We start from the raw sequence: 19,159 nt of genomic DNA on the forward strand, positions 1-19,159 counted from the left end.
CAAGGCGAGTTTTTCTTTGCGAAACCGACCCGCCTGGCCGGAGAGCGCCCCTAGTATGGCCACACCGACCGTCGAGGGGTGACGGGTTTGGCGGAACTCGTGCCAACGACTTGATATCTGCTTGGTCACGTCCGACTCCCACCCCGCCGCCGGTGGCGCCGCAGCTGTGCAGAATGCTGGGCGCGACATCGAGAGCACGTTTGACACGGAAAGGTTGTTGCGTCCGGTGAGCACGCTGCAGTTCAAGCGAACGCCACGCCTGGCCGCTCCCAGGCCACCGGGCGGGGAGGTGCACCTCGAACCACCGCCGGAGATCCCGCGGACGATTCCGGGCAACATCGTCCAGAAGGTCCTGCCGGCCGTCATGATCGTCGCTTCGCTGGGAATGATGGTCTTCATGCTCCAGCGGGCGCAGAACAACCCGATGATGATGATGATGCCGATGATGATGCTCATCTCAACGTTCGGGATGATGGCCGGGGGTGGCAAGGAAGGCGGCCAGAAGAAGGCCGAGATGAACGAGGACCGCAAGGACTACCTGCGGTACCTCGGTCAGATGCGCGACCGCGCCAGGGAAGCCGCCGACGAGCAGCGGCTGGCGCGGGAGTGGGTGCACCCCGACCCGCAGACACTGTGGTCGCTGGCGGCCGGCCCGAGCCGGCGCATGTGGGAGCGACGCCCGAACGACAACGACTTCTGCCAGGTGCGCGTGGGTCGCGGTTCCCAGCGGCTGGAAACCCGCCTGGTGCCGCCGCAGACCGGCCCGGTCGACGAGCTGGAGCCGATCACCACGCTGGCGCTGCGCCGCTTCGTCCGCGCGCACTCGCTGGTGCCGGAGCTGCCGATCGCCACCTCGCTGCGCGGTTTCGCCGCGGTCGGCCTGCAGGGCGACAAGGAGCTCGTGCGGTCGCTGGCCCGCGCCATGGTGTGCCAGCTGGCCACCTTCCATACCCCCGACGACGTGATGATCGCGGTCGCCAGCAGCGGTCGCGCGCGCACCGAGTGGGAGTGGGTGAAGTGGCTGCCGCACGCCCAGCACCCGACCGAGACCGACGGCATCGGCCAGATGCGGCTGATGGCCGGTTCGCTGGCCGCGCTGGAGCAGATGCTCTCCGAGCAGCTCGCCGAGCGGCCGCGCTTCCAGCGCAACGCGGCGCCGCCGGACGGCCAGCCGCACATCGTGATCATCATCGACGACGCCGAGATCAGCCGTGAGGAGGCGCTCTACGTCGAGGGCGGCCTGGCCGGCGTCACCATGATCGACCTGTCCGACCTGCTCGGCCAGCTCACCGCGCGCCGCGGCATGCGGATGGTCGTCGAGGAGGACCGCATCGGTGCCCGCGGTGGCAGCGGTGTCGAGTGGTTCGGCAAGCCGGACTCGCTGACCATGGAGGAAGCCGCCGCGCTGGCCCGCCAGATGGCCCCGTACCGGGTCGCCGGTGGCGCCGGTGCTTCGGCCGACGCCGACAGCGGTGGCTACGAGCCGCTGACCACGCCGCTGAACTACATCGAGCAGCTGGGCCTGGCCGGTGACGTCGTCACCTTCGACCTCAACGAGGCCTGGCGGCCGCGGTCCCGCGACGACCTCTACCGCGTCGCGATCGGCCCCGGCGAGCAGGGCGAGATCGTCCACCTGGACATCAAGGAGACCGCCTCCGGCGGTATGGGCCCGCACGGCCTGTGCATCGGTGCGACCGGTTCCGGTAAGTCCGAGTTCCTGCGCACCATCGTGCTCGGCCTCATCGCCACGCACTCCTCCTCGATGCTCAACTTCGTGCTGGTCGACTTCAAGGGTGGTGCGACCTTCAACGGGTTCGACCCGGCACCGCACGTGTCGGCGAACATCTCGAACCTCGAGGGCGACGGCTCGCTGATCGACCGCATGTCGGACGCGCTGGCCGGTGAGATGAACCGCCGCCAGGAAGTCCTGAACAAGGCGGGCGCGAAGAACGTCTGGGACTACCGGAAGATGGGCGAGGCCGGCGACGAGCGCTGCCAGGAGCCGCTGCCCGCGCTGTTCGTCGTCATCGACGAGTTCTCCGAGCTGCTCTCGCAGCAGCCGGACTTCGCCGAGCTGTTCGTGATGATCGGTCGACTGGGCCGTTCGCTGCAGGTCCACCTGCTGCTGGCCTCCCAGCGGCTGGAAGAGGGCAAGCTGCGCGGTCTGGACTCGCACCTGTCGTACCGGATCGGTCTGAAGACCTTCAACGCGGCGGAATCCCGCGCGGCCATCGGCGTCCCGGACGCCGCTGACCTGCCGGCCACCGGTGGTCACGGCTACCTGAAGCACCCCAACGGCATGGAGCGGTTCCGCGCCGCGTTCGTGTCCGGGCACCTGCACCAGACCAGCGGTCGCCGCCCGGCGCTCAAGGGCGGCGCGTCGCCGGTCACCGGTGACAAGATGCCGCGCTTCTTCATCCCGGACTACGTGGAGAAGCCGAAGGAGCCGGAGAAGCCGGTCGTCGAAGAGGTCAAGGAGGAGAAGAAGAGCGACCTCGACCCGACCGACTTCCAGATCGTCATCGACAAGGTCCACGGCCAGGGCCCGCCCGCGCACGCGGTCTGGCTGCCGCCGCTGGACACCCCGCCGACGCTGGACACCCTGCTGCCGCCGCTGCAGCAGACCGACGACCGCGGTTACACCGCGGCGGGCTACGCGGGCAGCGGCCGGCTCCAGGTGCCGGTCGGCCTGATCGACGTGCCGTACAACCAGCGCCAGGACCCGATGATCCTCGACCTGAGCGGTCAGGGCGGTCACGGCGCGATCGTCGGCGGTGTCGGTGCGGGCAAGTCGAACACGGTCCGCGCGATGATCGCCTCGATGGCGCTGACCCACACCCCGCAGGAAGTGCAGTTCTACTGCATCGACCTCGGTGGTGGTTCGATCGGTGCGCTGCGCAACCTGCCGCACATGGGTGGCTACGGCACCCGCCGCGACCAGGACACCGTGCGCCGGTCGATCGCCGAGCTCAAGACGATGCTGGCCGAGCGCGAAGGCCGCTTCGCCCAGCACGGCGTCGAGGGCATGAACGACTACCGGAACAAGCGCCGTCGCGGTGAGTTCGAGGACGACCCGTTCGGCGACGCCTTCCTGATCATCGACGGCTGGCGGACCTTCCGCGAGGAGTTCGAGGCCCTCGAGCAGGACGTGCTGAACCTGGCCGCCAACGGTCTGGCCTACGGCGTGCACGTGTTCGTGACCGCGGCTCGCTGGGCGGAGATCCGCCCGGCGATGAAGGACCTGATGCAGACCCGCATCGAGCTCCGCCTCGGTGACCCGAGCGAGTCCGAGGTGGACCGCAAGTTCGCGGTCAAGGTGCCGCAGGGCCGACCGGGTCGCGGTATGCACGGTTCCAAGCTGCACTTCCTCACCGCGCTGCCCCGAGTGGACAGCGAGAAGATCGGTGACCGCGTCGGTGCCGAGCTCGAGCAGGTCAAGCGCGAGGCCGACGAGGGCAAGCCGCTCCGCAACCCGCGGATGGGCTGGGAGCTGTACAACGACGACGTCTCCGAGGGCGTCGCGGACATGGTCAACCGCGTCAAGAGCTCCTGGAAGGGCCGCCCGGCGCCGCAGGTCCGCCTGCTGCCCGACATGCTGCCGCACCAGCAGCTGCCGCGTCCGGAGCAGCAGCCGAACCCGAAGCTGGTGCCGATCGGCATCAACGAGGACGGCCTGCACCCGGTCTACCTGGACTTCGCCGCCGAGCCGAACTTCTACGCGTTCGGTGAGCGGGAATCGGGTAAGACGGCCCTGCTGCGCACGATCGTGCGGGGCATCACCGAGCGGTACACGCCGAAGGAAGCGCTCATCCTGCTGGTCGACTACCGGCGCACGATGCTGGGCTTCCTCAACACCGGCCACCTGCTGGAGTACGCGGTGGGCGCCGACCAGCTCAAGGGCAACGTCAAGGACGTGGTGGGATCGCTGAAGAAGCGCCTGCCCGGCCCGGACGTGACGCAGGAGCAGCTGAAGAACCGCTCCTGGTGGAAGGGTCCGGAGCTGTTCGTCATCGTCGACGACTACGAGCTGGTGGCACCGCAGGGCAACAACCCGCTGGCGCCGCTGGCGGAGTTCATCCCGACGGCCAGCGACGTGGGTCTGCACATCGTGCTGGCCCGCAACTCCGGTGGTGCAGGACGTGCGCTGTACGAACCGCTGATCGGCAAGATGCGCGAGACGTCGGCCCCGGGCCTGGCGATGAGCGCGAACAAGGACGACGGCCAGCTGGTGGCGAACATCAAGTCCCGCCAGCTCCCGCCGGGCCGGGGCACCCTGGTGTCCCGCAGCCTGCGCGGTGGCCCGCAGATGATCCAGACGGCGTTCATCCCGCCGGAGTGATCGTCACGGTCTGATCGCAAGGAGCCCTTCCCGGCCTCGGCTGGGGAGGGCTCCTTGCGTTCGGCGGTGGGTCCGTGAGTGGTTTGTGGTGCTATAGCCCCACAAACCACTCACGGCTCTTGACGGAGCTCGAAGCCTGCGAGGACGGCTTCGAGGAGGCCGGGGAAGCGCGCGGCCAGGTCGTCGCGGCGCAGCTCCACCCAGCGGTTTCGGCCGTTGACGAAGGTCGTGGTCAGGCCCGCTTCGCGCAGCACTCGCCAGTGGTGGGAGAGCGTCGGTGCGCTGACGTCGACGTCGTAGGCGTCCAGCGAGCAGACCGACGGTTCGGTCTCGCGGCTGAGGGTGTGGAGCAGTTCGAGCCGCACCGGATCGGCCAGCGCGTGCAGCACCTTCAGGATGTCGAGATCGTTGCGGCCGGGTTGCGGGAGCGTGCGGGTCACGAGCGCCGAGCCTACTTCCCTTCGATTGTTTGACAAGCATCGAATGGTTCAGCATGATCGACCCCCGTGACGATTCGACGATCATCAAACGATCGGTTGCGCCTCAGCACGCTGCTCGTCCTCGCCGTGGGCACCTTCGCGGTCGGCGCGGACGGCTTCATCCTCAACGGGCTGCTGTCCGAAATCGCCCGGGATCTCCGGGTTTCCGAATCGATGGCGGGTCAGCTGACGACGCTGTTCGCGGTGACCTACGCGGTGGGCTCGCCGGTCATCGCGTCGGTGACCGGCAGCTGGGACCGGCGGGTGCTGCTCGGCGGCGGGCTCGCGCTGTTCACGGTCGGCATGGCGGGGCAGGCGCTCGGCACGACTTTCGCGGTGGTGGCGGTGGCCAGGGTGCTGGCGGCGCTCGGCGCGGCGGCGTTCCAGGCGAACGCCTACGCGGTGGCCGGCGCGCTCGCCGCCCCGGAGCAGCGCGGCCGGGCGCTGGCGACGGTGGCCGCGGGGATGACCGCCTCGACGGTGCTCGGGGTGCCGCTCGGAGTGCTCGGCGGGCAGTGGTTCGGCTGGCGCGCGGTGATGTGGGCGATCGGCGTGGTCGGCGTGCTGGTGGCCGTCGCGATCCCGGTCCTGCCGCAGGTGCGGCTACCGGTGGTCGGACTGCGCGAGCGGCTCGCGGTCCTGGTGCGCCCGGCGGTGGTGAAGGTCCTGCTGATCACGGTCGTCGGCATGTTCGCCAGCTTCACCGTCTTCGCCTACCTGCCGGTGCTGCTCGGCTCCGCGGCACCGGGAGCGATGCTGTCCTGGGTGCTGGTGGCCTTCGGCATCGGCCAGGTGACGGGCAACTCGCTGGCGGGCCGCGGCACCGACGGCTTCGGCCCGAAGCGGGTCCTGCTGCTCGCGCTGGCGGGCATGGCCCTGATGTTCGCCCTGCTCAACTGGGCCGCGCTGGCGCTCCCGACAACCCTGCTGATCGGCTTCGGCGCGGGAGCCTTCAGCGGAATGCTGATGGTGCCCCAGCAGCACCGACTGTTCGAGCTGGCCGCGGACGCCCCGACGGTGGCCCTCGGCCTGAACGGCTCGGCGATCTACGTCGGAGCGGGCCTCGGCTCGGCGATCGGCGGAACGGTCCTGGCAACAGCGGGCACGCCCTGGCTGGCCCCAACAGCAGCGGCGATCGCCCTGTTGGGCCTCCTCGTAGCCGTCAAAACCACCACCTCACCGGCGAAAACCCCAAATCTGGCACAACCGGGACCCCTCCCGGCCAAGACGCAATAAGTTCGGCCACCTCGGGGGCGGCGGCCGGGCGCGGGGAGGGGTTCGCGCCCGGCCGCCGGGGTGGGCCGGTGCGGCGGTGGCCGGGGGATGTCGTGCCGCACCGACCCGGCTTCGGGGTCGGGGTTCTGTGAGGTGGTGGGGGTCGTGAGTGCGTAACAGTGTTCGAACGCTGTTACGCACTCACGAGCCTTTACCTGCGGAGGTGGTGGCGTCCGGTGGGTTGGTCGTCGGGGTCGATGTCGGGGAACTGAAGCTCGGGCCCGGTTCCGGGTTGTGCTGGTGGTTCGAGCGTTATGGGTGGTTGCTCGCGGCGACGTGCATGAGCACCGCTGTCGGTGGTGGTGCGGTGGCGTTCGGCTTCGACGTCGGCGATGAGGTGCCACACCGTGTACTCACCGTCCCCTGTCCCGGCGTGCTGGCCGGTGGCGAATCTCAAGCCCCCGAACGGGACCTGGGTAGCGATGAGGGCGATCAGGAAGACGTTGAACAGCAGGAACGTGCTGAGCTGGATCCAGAACATGGCGGGTGGGTGTCCTTCCGTGGTGGGGGCGGTGGTCAATTTCGTACGAAATTGACGTTCACCCGGGTGACGGTCAATTTCGTACGAAATTGACGCGGGGCCTGTGTGCGGCCTGGCTGTCGTGGGAGGGGTGTGGGGTCAGGGGCCTTTGTCGGCGAGGTGGTGCCAGCACTTCATGCAGGACTTCTCTCGGACCCAGTCCACTTCGGAGCGGTCGTGGAGTTCGGCGGCTGGGGTCTTCGCTCCGCAGTAGGCCTCGGCCTGCTCGTCCGGTGGGGTTTTCGTTGCTGCGATGGGGAAAGCGTGGCGGCCTCCTGTGACCGGGCGCCACACGTACTTCAAGTAGCCCGACATCCTCGGCTCCCTTCGGTCTTTCGGCGATACTTAGAGTCTGTCGTTGGTGGTGCAAGTCTTGCAAGATCCACGATTGGGTGGATCGAAAACCCAGGTGGGGAGCCGTAAGGTGTTCGCGTGTCGAATACGCCGAGAGCTCGCGCCCTAGCCAAGGAACTCCGCGCTGCGCGGAACGAAGTCGGTCTGTCGATGAAGCTCGTCGGACAGCAGATCGGCTGGTCCGAGGCGAAGGTCAGCCGCGTTGAGAATGCCAAGCAGGGGGTCTCCGAGTCCGACGTGTCGGCGATCCTCGCCGTCCTCCGGGTTACGGGTTCGGATCGCGAACGCCTGCTCAAGATGGCCCGCGAAATAGATCAACCTGCATGGTGGGAACTAGGTCGCGAGCTTCCGCAGCAATTGACGGCGCTCATCGATGCGGAGCAACGAGCCACGCGGATCACCGACGTAACACTGAGCATGCTTCCCGGGTTGCTTCAAACCCGTGCGTATACAAGGGCGATCATGGAAGCGGCGGGCGTGGACCCCGATGAGGTCGACGACCTGGTCTCGATTCGGCAGGTGCGCCAGGGGATCTTGAGTAAACGCGATCCTGCCGACTTGCGCTGCTTCATCGATGAAGCAGCGTTGCTGCGACCGGTCGGTGGCCCGAGCGTGATGGCTGACCAGCTGCTTCACATCGCATCGGCAAGTGCGCAGCCGAACGTCAGCGTGCAGGTCATCCCCTTGGCCTTGGGAGCTCATGCAGGCCTGGCCGGGACCTTCGTCTTGTTCGAGTTCGTTAAGGCAAGGCCGGTCGTGTACGTCGAGGCCCGTAGTTCTGGTGCCTTCCTCGACGAGCCTGACGACGTCGCGTTGTTCTCGGATGCTGTTGAACGTGTGGTGAAGGTGGCCTCCTCTGAAGCTGATTCGCGCGAGATACTGCGTGAGTACGCGAATCGGTATGAGAGCGAGGCAGGATGACGCCTGAGTTAGCTGGCTGGCGGGTGTCGAGTTACAGCGGCCCGCAAGGCAACTGCGTTGAGGTGGCTGGTGGGGTTGAGGTTGTTGGGGTTCGGGACTCGAAGGATCCCGGTGGGGCTGTGTTGGCGTTTCCTCGGAGGCAGTGGGCGACGTTCGTCTCAGGGTTGCGGGATCGTCGCTGGTGAGGTGGGCTGTCTGAGTCGTTCGTGAGGGAAGTTCCGCGAACGGTGTCCACTTCAGGGTGGGCCTCTTGTACTCTCTGCTGTCGTGATCACACCAGCGTGTGACGTGCACTGATCACGAACGGGGAGGGGACTCCGTGACGACGGGGATGGAAGGCTTCGCCGCCGGCGCCAGCGCGCTCGCAGGACAGGCCGCAGGCCTGCGCGCTGCAGTCGACAGCGGCAAGGTCAGGATGACGCCGGACGCCGCCGAGCGCGTGGCCAAGATCTACGACGACAAGGCCGATGACCTTCGGCGAAAGACCAGCGATGCGCAGCGGTTGATCGTCAACGGCATTTACGGCGACTGCTTCATCGGCAGGGATCTTGAGCGGAAGTTCAACGAGAAGGTGACCGGGCCGGAGAGTGCGCCGGATGCCGGGCTGCTCCCGATCCTTCGTAAGACGGAGGAGATCTTGCGCAACATGGCGCAAGCGTTCCGTGATTCGGCACGTGAGATGACGAACGCCGACGACGAGAGCGCTCACAACGTGAGGCGGAGTGTCTGATCTGATGGTGGGTATGCGTAAAACACGAATCGCAGCCGTATCCGCGTTGGCGATCGCTGGTGTCATGCTCGCCGGGTGTGGAACCCCGGGCGGTGGTGGGCAGGGAGAGCCCACGTCCGATGGGTCCGGTTCGAACCCATTGGCGAGCTTTGATCCGTGCACGGCTCTCACGCCGGAGGAGATCCGTTCGTTCGGTGGAGACCCGAATGGTGAACCCGCCAGTGGCTCCTCGAAGGAGGAGGGCTGTGACTACCAGGGCGAGAAGTTCATGTTCGGCGTGTTGAAGGGCATGGACTCGGACGAAGCCTACTGGGAACAGCGGAAGAACAGCTTCGACGTGTTCACGCCGAACCAGGTTGGATCGCACAAGGGCTTCACCGGTATCGCGCTGAGCGGTAAGGGACAGGGCGTCTGCCGCCAGATGATGTACCTCGGCAGCGGATCCGTGATCGTCGATGTCACCTATAGCTCCAACACGATTCCTGGCAGCGACGAAGAGACCTGTGCCCAGGCGACCGAGATCGCGCAGGTCGTCGAGAAGAAGCTTCCGCAGTAGGGGTTAGCCGAGGGGGAACGGCATGGTTGACGTTTTCGGGGCTGTTGGAGATGGCTTCTCCAGAGTCACGGGGATAGGTGAGACGCGGGCTGAGGAGCAGCGACGTCTCATCTCGGAGGCCGCGACTGCTGCCAGCCAGAAGCGCGGGCAGCAGCTGGCCGAGCAGCAGCAGGGTCTGAACATTCAGGGCACGGACCCGGCCTCGATCGCCCAGCGCGACAACTGGAACGACTGGGATCACGCCCGGCTGTACAACCAGCTCGGGCAGTCGTTGATGCCTGGGGACATCAACACCAACGGTCAGGACTGGGTGAAACTCGGCGAGGAGCTCGCCGAGATCTTCGCTGATCTGGAGCCGGAGACCCGCAAGGCTGCTGGTGATGAGCTGCAAGGTGAGGCAGCGGAGGCCAGCCTCAGCGCTGCCAAGCCGCTCCAAGAGTGGGGACAGCAGTTCGGCGATGCCGTTCGCGGTACCGGGCTGAAGATCCAGGAAGCCGGGAACGCTGCTGGGCAGACGAAGGCCACCCTGGAACCTCCGAAGGAGTTCGACGGGCTCCGGAACGGGTTTCGGACCGCCATCATGCCCGGTGGCGGCCTGGTCGATGGCGCTCAGCAGATGATGGAGCAGCGGGAGGCCACGCAGCAGGCCCGTCAGCTCGTGCAGAACGTCTACGCCTCCGGTTACGAGTCGGTCGACTCCAGCACTCCGACGTTCCCTCCGCCGGTCGATCCGCTGAACCCTCCTCCGCCGCCGGATCAGGGGCGGAGCAACCAGCAGGCGATTTCCTCCACGCCGTCCGGGATTTCCGGGCAGCCCACCGGGAGCGTTCCCGGCGGTGGCAGCGTTCCGGGTGGCGGCAGCATTCCCGGCGGCGGTGGCCTGCCGGGTGGTGGCTACACGCCTCCGGCGCAGAGCAGCTCGCAGTGGGCCGGGCAGCCGAACCTCCCCGGGCCGGGGCTGAACGTTCCGCCGCCCGGTAGCACTCCGCCCGGTGGTGGCGGCGGTTTCCTCGGCGCGATGCCGCCCGGTGGCGGGCCTGGCGGCCCTGGTGGTCGCGGGCCCGGTGGCCTCGGCAGCCCGGGCGGCCGTGGGCCCGGCGGTGCCGGTGGCATGGGTGCTGGCGGTCGTGCCGGTGCCGGTGGTCCCGGCATGGGCGCAGGAGGCCGTGCGGGCATGGGCGGTCTCGGTGCCGGAGCCGGTGCCGGCTTCGGTGGCGCTGCCGCGGGCGGCGCTGGTGCGCGTGGTGGTGCCGGTGGCGGGATGGGCGCCGGTGCCGGTCAGCGCGGGCAGGGCAGCGAGGACCAGGAGCACGACCGGCCGAGCTGGCTCGAAGAGCAGGACGACATCTGGCTGGACGACATGCCGAGGACCGCTCCGCCGGTCTTCGGCGACTGGGGCAACTGACGGGGGTAAAGCGTGTCCGAGCGTTGGCTGCTGCCACCGCTGTGGTTCGACTTCTGCTGGGAGATCGGGCGTTTCGACGAGTACCCGTTCCCGATCGCGGTGCGCTCGCACGGCGCGACGCTGGAGGAGCGGGCCGTGCTGCGCCAGCGGGCGCTGCCCGAGATGCAGGCGGCGGGGCTGATCGCCGGAACCGGTCTCGCGCCGCGTTTCGGTCAGGTGCTCGCGCAGCTGGCCAAGCCGGGGCTGTGGATCGAAGGGCTCTGGCTGCCCGACGACACCACCGATTCGCCGGTGCGGCTGATGTCGGTGGCCAGCGAGGAAGGTGCGCTGCTGCTGGTGCAGGACTCCGGCGAGTCCCAGAGCTACGGCGGTGACCTGCGCATCTCCGTGCACCCGCGGACTTCGCTGGTCGCGGCGGCGCTGCAGGGCATGCCGCCGGCTCCGCCCGGGAAGCGCCCGCGCCTGGCCGTTCCGTGCGCCGAGCTCGCGGAGCAGAAAGCCGCGTCGGACGAGAGCTTCGACGAGGTGGACATGATGCAGTCGGCAGCGCCGGTCAGGCGCAATCAGTCGGCTGCCGATGCGCTGCGCTCCCTCCTCGCCGAGCAGCACCTCCGGGACGGGCAGTTCACCGTGAACATGCGGGACCGCAACGGCCGGATGCGCCGCTCCCAGGTGCTCAAGTGGTTCGACGCGCGCGAGCCCGACGGCCGCTACGGCATGACCCAGCAGCAGCGGCCCGGCGTCGGGGCCGAGCTGGTGCTGGCCCCGCTCGCGCCGCCGGACCTGGGCAAGGCGCTGGAGAACCGCGTCGCGGAGGTCCGCACCGCGGCCTGACACCTGCACCTCGTCCGGAATGTCCGGTAGATTCCGGGGCGGCCGCGTCGCATCCGGTGGCGCACTGTTGGTGCGTTCGCACCCTTAACCTCTAGGGTGATCTGGGGGAGTCGGCGCGCCGAGCGATCGGCGGTCGGACGACGACGTCGCCGGGGCGGTGCTCCGGCGACGGTGAAGGAGTTCTGGGTGTCCCTGCACGTCTCGATCGACTTCGGCACGTCGAGCACATGCACGGTGGTCTCGGTCGGCGGCGCTGAACCACAGGTCGTGGTCATCGACGGCCAGCCGCTGGTCCCGTCCGCGGTGTTCGCCGCGGCCGACGGCACGCTGTTCGTCGGTCACGAGGCCGAGCGCCAGGCGGCGGTCGACCCCGCCCGCTTCGAGCCGCACCCGAAGCGCCGCATCGACGAGGGCGAGCTGCTGCTGGGCAGCACCGTGCTCAAGGTCGGCGAGGTGATCCGCTCGGTGCTCCAGCGCGCGGTGAACGAAGCCCGCCGCTTCGCCGGTGGTGCCGCCGTGGACCTGCTGGTCCTGACCCACCCGGCGGACTGGGGATCGGTGCGCACCGGCGAACTGCGCCAGGCCGCAACCGGTCTCGGCAAGGAGATCGTGCTCGTGCCGGAGCCGGTCGCCGCCGCGGTCTTCCACTCCGCGGGCCACGGCCTGCCCGACGGCGGCGCGCTCGCCGTGCTCGACCTCGGCGGCGGCACCGTGGACGCCAGCGTGGTGCGCAAGCAGGGCGCGTCCTTCCAGGTGCTGGCCACCCGCGGCGAGCCGAACTTCGGCGGCGCGGACATCGACCAGGCGCTGCTGGAGCACATCGGCCACCTCGTCTCCGGCGCCGATCCCGAGGCCTGGGCCAAGCTCGTCGAGGGCCGCGAGATGGCCGACCGGCGGCGCCGCCGGGTGGTCCGCCAGGACGTGCGCGGTGCGAAGGAGACGCTGTCCCGGCACACCTACACCGACGTGCCGATGCCGCCGCCGTTCTCCGACGCGCACGTCACCCGCGTCGACCTCGAATCCCTGATCGCCGCCCCGCTGGGCAAGGCCGCCGACCTGCTGCTCACCACGCTGCGCGAGGGCCAGGTGCAGCGCCAGCAGCTGGCCGGGGTGTTCCTCGTCGGCGGATCGAGCCGAATCCCGTTGGTATCGCGGCTGATCCACGAGCGAACCGGCGTCGTGCCGACCACATTGGACCAGCCGGAGACCGTCGTCGCGCGAGGTGCGCTGCGCGCGGTGCGGCTCGACCCGGAGCGCACCGGAGGCCTGGCGCCCGCAGGCGCCTGGGCCGGGACGACGACCGTCCGCTCGATGCCCGTGCACTCCGCGGCGCCCGGTGTCGTCACCACGAGCGACTCGCTCAGCCGCGCCCGCACGGTCGTGATCGGCGGCAGCGACACCACGCTGCCGGTGGCCAAGCCGCAGCGCGGCGCCAAGAACAAGCTGCCGTGGCTGATCGGCGCTGGTGCCGTCGCGGTGCTCGCCGTCGGCGCCGTCGTCGCCCTGCTGCTCACCAGCAACGGGACGGACGCGGTCGCCGCGCAGCAGGTGACCGCCTACGACTACGCGTTCAGCTACCCCGGGGACTGGGAGCAGGCGGGCGGCGACGCGTCGAAGTTCCAGACGCTGCTCCAGCCCGCGGACGGCGTGCAGGGCTCGATGATCGCGGTCGAGGAAGGCCGCCTCGGCTTCGACACCGACACCGAGCGGGCCCGCGCGGTGCAGATGCTGCGCACCGAGTACGAGCAGTCCGTCGCGCAGGGCAAGCCGTTCGCCAAATTCGACGCATCTGCCAGTTTCGGCGGCCAGACAGTGGTGTACTACCAGGAAAACCTGCCGGAGACGACCGTCGAGTGGTTCACGCTCTACCGCGGGCAGTACAAGATGAGCGTCGGCTGCAAGTACAGCCCGGCGGGCCGGGACGACGTGCGCAGCGCGTGCGAGCAGGTCGTCCGAACGCTGGCGGTCGGCTGAGCAGAAGCGCAAATCGCGGTGTCGATCACGCCGCTCGCTTTCCAGCTCCGGCGCGCAAAAGGAATTCGCTCGCGCAAAGCCGGGCGGGGAAGGCGCTTTGACATGGACGCAGCAGCAGAATCCGTCCGCAAATTCCGCACCGAGCTCGCCGCCGCGGTGGGCCGCGGGCAGCGCGCCCGCGCCGATGCGCACCGCCGCACCGCCGATTTCCGGCGGGACACCGAAGAACTCGCCGAGCGCGCCGGGCGGACCGGTGACGGCGAGCAGCGCGCTGAGGCATTGGCGCACCGCAACCGGATGGGCCTGGAAGTGCCGGAGCTGACCGGACCGATTCCCGCCGAAGAGACCGCCGTTGCCGACGAGAAGACGCCGAAGACCGGGAAATCGCAAGAGCAAACGCCGTCCGACGGTAGCGATCTCGACTTTTCACAAGCGCAAATCATGCGATGACCTGCGGGTTCCGCGCGCGGCGTTTACATCAGCAACGGGTTCCCCGGAAATCCAGGACAACGTGGAACCGATCGTGGCAATGTCTGCGTCGTAGGTTCATCCGAACTTGCTGACGAGTTTGAAGGGGGTCATCCAGAGATGGCTGGAATTGGTGCAGACGTCGAGGCGATCCAGCAGGCGTCCGTTGACATCGACGAGGCTCGCAACGCTGTCGAGCAGGCGCTCCAGCAGCTGCAGGGCCAGCTCGAGGGCCCGGTCGCGAACTGGAAGGGCGCGGCTGCGGACGTCTTCCGCAAGCTGATGGAGCAGTACGAGGCGAGCGGCAAGAAGATCATCCAGAAGCTCGACGAGCTGGGCCAGAACGTGCAGTCCTCGGGTCAGGACTACGCGCAGACCCAGGAGGACCAGGCCCAGGAGATCTCCAAGATCACCAGCCTGCTCGACGGCTGACGCTTCCGCAGACGCACACTCCACATTCTTCAGAGGCATTTGAGGGGATAACGCAATGAGCGAGATTAACGTCAACTTCGCGGAGCTGCAGCAGGCTTCCGACGACCTGCAGCAGGCTGCCCAGAAGATCCAGGGCGAGCTGGACGACCTGGAGAGCAAGATCCAGAAGCTGATCGCCACCTGGGAGGGCGAGGCGCAGGAGTCCTACCACACCGCGCAGCGCGAGTGGGACCAGGAAGCCGCCAAGATGCAGGAGACCGCCGCCAAGATGGGCATGGCCGTTGGCGCCGCCAACGAGGCCTTCCAGGCCGGTGAGAAGAAGAACGCCGGCCGCTTCGGTGGCTGAGTTCACGCGCTGAGCGTTCCGCGGCCCCGGCGATCCGCCGGGGCCGCGTGCTGTGCCCGGGCCCTGCCGAGGCGGGATCCGGGCATTGCTATCCTGTAGTCGGCGATCTGCCAGGTCAGCATCCTCGTCCCCCGCTACCGAGGACCCGTTTTGACCGGGCCAGAAGCCACCAAGTACCCTCATTCTTTGTTGTGCGGTGCGCGGCTGCAGCTCGCGCAAGAGGATCGGATCTGCGGATCACGGTCCCGGCGCCGGTGCTGACGGACGTGCCGGTTCCCCGACAAGGGACCGACCGACGTGATCGAGACGGGCTCCGCACTGACGATTCCGACGCGAACGACGACGAGGTAGACCCGTGCGCACGTACAGCCCGAAGCCCGGCGAGGTGACCCGCGCCTGGCACGTGATCGACGCCGAGGATGTTGTGCTCGGCCGGTTGGCAACTCAGGCCGCGACGCTGCTGCGCGGCAAGCACAAGCCGACCTACGCACCGCACGTGGACACCGGCGACTTCGTCGTCGTCATCAATGCGGAGAAGGTTGCCCTCACCGGGAACAAGCGGGACCAGGCGTTCCACTACCGGCACAGCGGCTACCCCGGTGGTCTGCGCAAGCAGTCCTTCGGTGAGGTGCTGGAGAAGCACCCCGAGCGGCTGTTGGAAAAGGCGATCAAGGGCATGCTCCCGAAGAACAAGCTCGGCCGCGCCATGGGCAAGAAGCTCAAGGTCTACGCCGGCTCGGAGCACCCGCACCAGGCCCAGAACCCGCAGCCGTTCGAGATTAAGGCGAAGGTCCAGAAGTGACTGACGAACTTCAGCAGGAAGAGGCAGTGAACGCCCCGGAGGAGACCGCTGCGGAGGAAACCGCGGAGGTCGTCGAGACCGAGGTCGAGGTCGAGGCCGAGGCCGAGGAAGCCGCCCCGGCTCCGCTGCCGGTGCCGACCGGTCGCCCCGTGCAGACCGTCGGTCGCCGCAAGGAGGCCGTGGTCCGCGTCCGGCTGGTGCCGGGCAACGGCGGCTTCAAGCTCAACGGCAAGACCCTTGAGCAGTACTTCCCGAACAAGGTCCACCAGCAGATCGTCAAGGAACCGCTGGTGACCGTCGAGCGCCTGGAGAACTTCGACGTGCTGGCCACCCTGCGCGGTGGCGGCCCGTCCGGTCAGGCCGGTGCGCTGCGCATGGCGATCGCCCGTGCGCTGGTCGCCTACGACGGCGACGACCGCCCGGCGCTGAAGAAGGCCGGCATGCTCACCCGCGACGCGCGGGAGAAGGAGCGCAAGAAGTACGGCCTCAAGAAGGCCCGTAAGGCGCCGCAGTTCAGCAAGCGCTGACGCGAACCTCACACGATTTGCGGGAGCAGTCGAGTCCACACCGGACGCGGCTGCTCCCGCAGTCGTATTTGCGGGGTGTGAGATTCCAGGCTCGTTTTGCGTAGCGGTGCGGGTAGCGGAACCTCAGGCGCCGCCTGGTCTGCGGAATCCCGTTCTTATGTATGTCCAATACACGGCGAACGGGCTGTCCTCGCCAGACGACGCCTGAGAACCCGCGGCGGTGCGGGTTGCGAGGGTGGGTTATGCGCCTGGCGGCGCATGCGACACCTCCTGTGGTGTGCCCCGGTTGGGTGTCGCGGCTGCGGTTGCCACCAAGATGAATATGTTCGAGGAAACCTGCGGTGACTCTCGTGGAGAGTTCCGCTTTCGTGAACCTGCTCACCTGAACGTGTTGACGGTCCCCGGCTTGGGCTCGCGGCCACGCCGATGTACGAGGAGGACTTGCTGCTGATGTCTCGGTTGTTCGGCACCGACGGGGTGCGTGGACTGGCCAACGCCGACCTGACCCCGGAACTGGCGATGTCGGTGGCCGCTGCGGCGGCCAGGGTGCTCTACGACCGGGACGATTCGAAACGCCGCGTGGCGCTGGTCGGCCGCGACCCGCGGGCCAGCGGCGAGATGCTGGAGGCGGCCGTCACCGCGGGCCTGACCTCGGCCGGTGCCGACGTGCTGCGGGTCGGCGTGCTGCCCACCCCGGCGGTGGCGCACCTGGTGGCCGAGCTCGGCGCCGACCTCGGCGTGATGATCTCCGCCTCGCACAACCCGATGCCCGACAACGGGATCAAGCTCTTCGCGGCAGGCGGGCAGAAGCTGCCGGACGTGGTGGAGGACGAGATCGAGGCGCGCCTCGCCGAGCAGGTCGAGCGCCCGACCGGCGTCCACGTCGGCCGGGTCCGCGACGTGCCCGACGCGGTGCAGCGCTACGTCGACCACCTGCTCGAAGCCGCCCCGCAGCCGCTGAACGGGCTGAAGGTCGTGGTGGACTGCGCGAACGGCGCGGCCTCGACCGCGGCGCCGGAGGCCTACCGCCGCGCGGGCGCGGACGTGGTGGCGATCAACGCCGAGCCGGACGGCCTCAACATCAACGACGGCGTCGGCTCGACCCACCTCGACGTGCTGCAGGCCGCGGTGGTCGAGCACGGCGCGGACCTGGGCGTGGCGCACGACGGTGACGCCGACCGCTGCCTGGCGGTGGACGCCGCCGGCGCGGTGGTGGACGGCGACCAGATCATGGCCGTCCTCGCGGTGGCCATGCACGAGGCCGGCGAGCTCACCGAGAACACGCTGGTCGCGACGGTCATGAGCAACCTCGGCCTGCACCTGGCGATGCGCGAGCACGGCGTGTCCCTGCGCACCACGGCGGTCGGCGACCGGTACGTCCTGGAGGAGTTGCGCTCCGGCGGCTTCGCCCTCGGCGGCGAGCAGTCGGGCCACGTGGTGCTGCCCGCGCACGCCACCACCGGCGACGGCCTGCTCACCGCGCTGCGCCTGATGGGCCGCGTGGCGGCCACCGGCACCGCGCTGTCGTCCCTGGCCAAGGTGATGCGGCGGCTGCCGCAGGTGCTGATCAACGTCCGCGTCGCCGACAAGGCAGCGGCCGTGGCGGCGCCCGAGGTGGCCGCGGCGGTAGCGCAGACCGAGGCCGAGCTGGGCGAGTCCGGCCGCGTCCTGCTGCGCCAGTCCGGCACCGAGCAGCTGGTGCGGGTGATGGTGGAGGCCCAAACGGAGCAGAGCGCGCAAGCGGCTGCTGAGCGTTTGGCCGAAATCGTTGCCTCGATCCGGTGAACTTTGTGATGTAGATCTCTCGTCATCGAGGCTTTTGTGAGACCATGCTCACATGGGTGCCATCGTTGTCGCCATGATCGTCGGGCTCGTCGCTGTCGGGCTCGTCGCCGCTCTCGTGATCTTCTCCGCACTCGCGGTAGCCGGCCTCAAGGCCGTGAACGCCGCGCACGAGGGCAGGTCCTGGTTCGTGAACCGGCGGAACCGGAGCTGACCCGGCCATGCGAGGGCAGTTCTTCGGCGATCTGCTGATGGTGCTGATTATCCCGCTGCTGGGCATGCTCGTAGCGGGCCTGCTGGCCGTCGTGCTGGCCCAGGGCGGGCTGCACAACCTCCTGCCCGGCGCAGGCCACTGACCACTGCGAATCCGCCCCGCCACCGTCCCCGGTGCGCGGGGCGGTTTCGCGCGCGCGGAATCGGATCGATCCAGTACGCCGAGAGCGGGACACCGCGAGGCCGCTCTCCGATAGGTTCGGTGCTCGAACTCGACGAGGGGAGGCTTCGGTGGTCGAGTGGATCGTCCCCGCACTCCTGTCCATGGCGGTCGGCGCCGGTGCCGGTACCGGTGTGGCATTCCTGATGACCAGGAAGATCGCCGCGCAACCGCAGCCGCAGGCGATGCCGCCGCACCCGCCGCAGGGCTTCGGCGGAAACCCCTACCAGCAGTGAACGTCTCTGAGGAGGAAGTCGTGGGCTACTTCTGGATGGGGGTCCTGGTCGTGGCGCTCCTCGGCGCGGTCGCGGGCGGGCTCGCGGCCTTCGTCGTGGTGAAGGTGAAGCTCCGCGGCCTGAACGTCCAGCAGCCGCCGCAGCCGGGATTCCAGCAGCCGCCGCAGCAGCAGTTCCAGCAGCCGTACCCGCCGCAGCAGGGGTTCCCGCAGCAGCCGCCGCAGCAGGGCTACGGCCAGCCGCCGTACCCGCCGCAGTGACCTTCGGAGCTCTGCGCGATTCGCGGACTTCCCGGCTGGCATCATCTTGCGCATGCTTCTGATGCTGCTTCTCGTCCTGGGCGTGCTGCTGGTCGTCGGCGTGGTGGTCGTGGTGATCATCGTCGCGGCGAAGGGCTCGAAGCGGCCGGTGCAGCCGCCGCAGCAGTTCGGCCACCCGGCTCAGCCCGGCCACCCGCAGCAGCAGGCCTACCCGCAGCAGTTCCAGCAGCAGTACCCGCCGCAGCAGCCGTACCCGCCCCAGCAGGGCTACGGCCAGCCGCCGCAGTGATCTTCGGCGTTCCGCGGACGCGGGGCTGAACCGCCTGGCACCATCCGGTCCGTGCCAGGTGGATGGGAATTCGTGATCATCGTTGCGCCGGTTCTCTTTCTGCTGGTCATCGGGGTTGTGGTCGCGACGGTCGTGATCACGTCCGGTCGCCGGAAGCGGAAGGGGCAGCGGTCGCAGTCCAGCCCCCCGCACCAGCG

At 68.7% G+C, this 19,159-nt stretch carries 23 protein-coding genes; 20 read left to right on the top strand and 3 right to left on the bottom strand.

The window, feature by feature from the left end:
* Positions 1-226 precede the first annotated feature (226 nt).
* Positions 227-4,339 (top strand): type VII secretion protein EccCa, encoded by a 4,113-nt coding sequence (gene eccCa / locus OU416_RS24800; RefSeq protein ID WP_270929415.1) that lies wholly within the window; start codon positions 227-229, stop codon positions 4,337-4,339.
* Between the two features lie 110 nt (positions 4,340-4,449).
* Here eccCa and OU416_RS24805 read toward each other — a convergent pair whose 3' ends face one another.
* Positions 4,450-4,779, bottom strand: a complete 330-nt coding sequence (locus OU416_RS24805; RefSeq protein WP_270929416.1) for an ArsR/SmtB family transcription factor — start codon at positions 4,777-4,779, stop codon at positions 4,450-4,452.
* A gap of 96 nt (positions 4,780-4,875) precedes the next feature.
* Here OU416_RS24805 and OU416_RS24810 point away from each other — a divergent pair, with 96 nt between their 5' ends.
* A complete protein-coding gene (locus OU416_RS24810) occupies positions 4,876-6,054 on the top strand; it encodes an MFS transporter (protein ID WP_270929417.1) in 1,179 nt (392 codons plus the stop codon).
* Positions 6,055-6,244: 190 nt separating this feature from the next.
* Here OU416_RS24810 and OU416_RS24815 read toward each other — a convergent pair whose 3' ends face one another.
* On the bottom strand, positions 6,245-6,574 hold the full coding sequence (locus OU416_RS24815; protein ID WP_270929418.1) for a hypothetical protein: 330 nt from the start codon (positions 6,572-6,574) through the stop codon (positions 6,245-6,247).
* 138 nt (positions 6,575-6,712) lie between these two features.
* Entirely contained in the window at positions 6,713-6,928 is a 216-nt protein-coding gene (locus OU416_RS24820) for a zinc finger protein (RefSeq protein WP_270929419.1), read from the bottom strand.
* A gap of 117 nt (positions 6,929-7,045) precedes the next feature.
* Between OU416_RS24820 and OU416_RS24825 the strand changes: the two genes are divergently transcribed.
* From OU416_RS24825 to OU416_RS24910, 18 genes are all read left to right on the top strand, one after another.
* Positions 7,046-7,888 (top strand): helix-turn-helix domain-containing protein, encoded by an 843-nt coding sequence (locus OU416_RS24825; RefSeq protein WP_270929420.1) that lies wholly within the window; start codon positions 7,046-7,048, stop codon positions 7,886-7,888.
* The gene (locus OU416_RS24830) at positions 7,885-8,073 is read left to right on the top strand and encodes a DUF397 domain-containing protein (protein WP_270929421.1); all 189 of its coding nucleotides are present in this window, start codon (positions 7,885-7,887) and stop codon (positions 8,071-8,073) included. Before OU416_RS24825 ends, OU416_RS24830 begins: the two co-directional genes overlap by 4 nt.
* A 134-nt stretch (positions 8,074-8,207) precedes the next feature.
* On the top strand, positions 8,208-8,618 hold the full coding sequence (locus OU416_RS24835) for a hypothetical protein (RefSeq protein WP_270929422.1): 411 nt from the start codon (positions 8,208-8,210) through the stop codon (positions 8,616-8,618).
* Positions 8,611-9,174 carry a DUF3558 family protein gene (locus OU416_RS24840; RefSeq protein WP_270929423.1) on the top strand — a complete coding sequence of 188 codons (564 nt, stop codon included), beginning with the start codon at positions 8,611-8,613 and terminating at the stop codon, positions 9,172-9,174. Before OU416_RS24835 ends, OU416_RS24840 begins: the two co-directional genes overlap by 8 nt.
* 22 nt (positions 9,175-9,196) lie before the next feature.
* A complete protein-coding gene (locus OU416_RS24845; RefSeq protein WP_270929424.1) occupies positions 9,197-10,579 on the top strand; it encodes a hypothetical protein in 1,383 nt (460 codons plus the stop codon).
* A 12-nt stretch (positions 10,580-10,591) separates the two neighbouring features.
* On the top strand, positions 10,592-11,413 hold the full coding sequence (locus OU416_RS24850) for an ESX secretion-associated protein EspG (protein WP_270929425.1): 822 nt from the start codon (positions 10,592-10,594) through the stop codon (positions 11,411-11,413).
* A 186-nt stretch (positions 11,414-11,599) separates the two neighbouring features.
* Positions 11,600-13,387 carry a type VII secretion-associated protein gene (locus tag OU416_RS24855; RefSeq protein WP_270929426.1) on the top strand — a complete coding sequence of 596 codons (1,788 nt, stop codon included), beginning with the start codon at positions 11,600-11,602 and terminating at the stop codon, positions 13,385-13,387.
* A gap of 18 nt (positions 13,388-13,405) precedes the next feature.
* On the top strand, positions 13,406-13,837 hold the full coding sequence (locus OU416_RS24860) for a hypothetical protein (protein ID WP_270929427.1): 432 nt from the start codon (positions 13,406-13,408) through the stop codon (positions 13,835-13,837).
* 138 nt (positions 13,838-13,975) lie between these two features.
* Positions 13,976-14,287, top strand: coding sequence for a WXG100 family type VII secretion target (locus OU416_RS24865; RefSeq protein ID WP_270929428.1), 312 nt, complete (start codon positions 13,976-13,978; stop codon positions 14,285-14,287).
* Positions 14,288-14,342: 55 nt separating this feature from the next.
* Entirely contained in the window at positions 14,343-14,633 is a 291-nt protein-coding gene (locus OU416_RS24870) for a WXG100 family type VII secretion target (RefSeq protein WP_270929429.1), read from the top strand.
* Between the two features lie 355 nt (positions 14,634-14,988).
* Complete coding sequence (gene rplM / locus OU416_RS24875) at positions 14,989-15,435, top strand: 50S ribosomal protein L13 (protein ID WP_093155151.1); 447 nt, start codon at positions 14,989-14,991, stop codon at positions 15,433-15,435.
* A gap of 26 nt (positions 15,436-15,461) precedes the next feature.
* Positions 15,462-15,962, top strand: a complete 501-nt coding sequence (gene rpsI, locus OU416_RS24880; protein WP_372907265.1) for a 30S ribosomal protein S9 — start codon at positions 15,462-15,464, stop codon at positions 15,960-15,962.
* A gap of 450 nt (positions 15,963-16,412) precedes the next feature.
* Complete coding sequence (gene glmM, locus OU416_RS24885; RefSeq protein WP_270929430.1) at positions 16,413-17,747, top strand: phosphoglucosamine mutase; 1,335 nt, start codon at positions 16,413-16,415, stop codon at positions 17,745-17,747.
* Between the two features lie 52 nt (positions 17,748-17,799).
* Positions 17,800-17,958, top strand: a complete 159-nt coding sequence (locus OU416_RS24890) for a hypothetical protein (protein WP_177247585.1) — start codon at positions 17,800-17,802, stop codon at positions 17,956-17,958.
* A 7-nt stretch (positions 17,959-17,965) separates the two neighbouring features.
* Positions 17,966-18,100: a hypothetical protein gene (locus OU416_RS24895; RefSeq protein ID WP_270929431.1), complete on the top strand. Its 135-nt coding sequence runs from the start codon at positions 17,966-17,968 to the stop codon at positions 18,098-18,100.
* Positions 18,101-18,248: 148 nt separating this feature from the next.
* Entirely contained in the window at positions 18,249-18,413 is a 165-nt protein-coding gene (locus OU416_RS24900; RefSeq protein WP_270929432.1) for a hypothetical protein, read from the top strand.
* Between the two features lie 20 nt (positions 18,414-18,433).
* On the top strand, positions 18,434-18,673 hold the full coding sequence (locus OU416_RS24905; protein WP_270929433.1) for a hypothetical protein: 240 nt from the start codon (positions 18,434-18,436) through the stop codon (positions 18,671-18,673).
* 52 nt (positions 18,674-18,725) lie between these two features.
* The gene (locus OU416_RS24910; protein ID WP_270929434.1) at positions 18,726-18,962 is read left to right on the top strand and encodes a hypothetical protein; all 237 of its coding nucleotides are present in this window, start codon (positions 18,726-18,728) and stop codon (positions 18,960-18,962) included.
* Positions 18,963-19,159: the final 197 nt, after the last annotated feature.

It is taken from the genome of Saccharopolyspora indica, from assembly GCF_027853965.1.
GTDB lineage: Bacteria > Actinomycetota > Actinomycetes > Mycobacteriales > Pseudonocardiaceae > Saccharopolyspora > Saccharopolyspora indica.

Excerpts from the sequence above, each read along its gene's own strand:
- OU416_RS24910 (WP_270929434.1), top strand. The coding sequence starts at position 18,726 with ATGCTTCTGATGCTGCTTCTCGTCCTGGGCGTGCTGCTGGTCGTCGGC.
- OU416_RS24815 (WP_270929418.1), bottom strand. The coding sequence starts at position 6,574 with ATGTTCTGGATCCAGCTCAGCACGTTCCTGCTGTTCAACGTCTTCCTG.
- OU416_RS24820 (WP_270929419.1), bottom strand. The coding sequence starts at position 6,928 with ATGTCGGGCTACTTGAAGTACGTGTGGCGCCCGGTCACAGGAGGCCGC.
- OU416_RS24870 (WP_270929429.1), top strand. The coding sequence starts at position 14,343 with ATGAGCGAGATTAACGTCAACTTCGCGGAGCTGCAGCAGGCTTCCGAC.
- OU416_RS24890 (WP_177247585.1), top strand. The coding sequence starts at position 17,800 with ATGGGTGCCATCGTTGTCGCCATGATCGTCGGGCTCGTCGCTGTCGGG.
- OU416_RS24865 (WP_270929428.1), top strand. The coding sequence starts at position 13,976 with ATGGCTGGAATTGGTGCAGACGTCGAGGCGATCCAGCAGGCGTCCGTT.
- glmM (WP_270929430.1), top strand. The coding sequence starts at position 16,413 with ATGTCTCGGTTGTTCGGCACCGACGGGGTGCGTGGACTGGCCAACGCC.
- OU416_RS24830 (WP_270929421.1), top strand. The coding sequence starts at position 7,885 with ATGACGCCTGAGTTAGCTGGCTGGCGGGTGTCGAGTTACAGCGGCCCG.
- OU416_RS24895 (WP_270929431.1), top strand. The coding sequence starts at position 17,966 with ATGCGAGGGCAGTTCTTCGGCGATCTGCTGATGGTGCTGATTATCCCG.
- OU416_RS24845 (WP_270929424.1), top strand. The coding sequence starts at position 9,197 with ATGGTTGACGTTTTCGGGGCTGTTGGAGATGGCTTCTCCAGAGTCACG.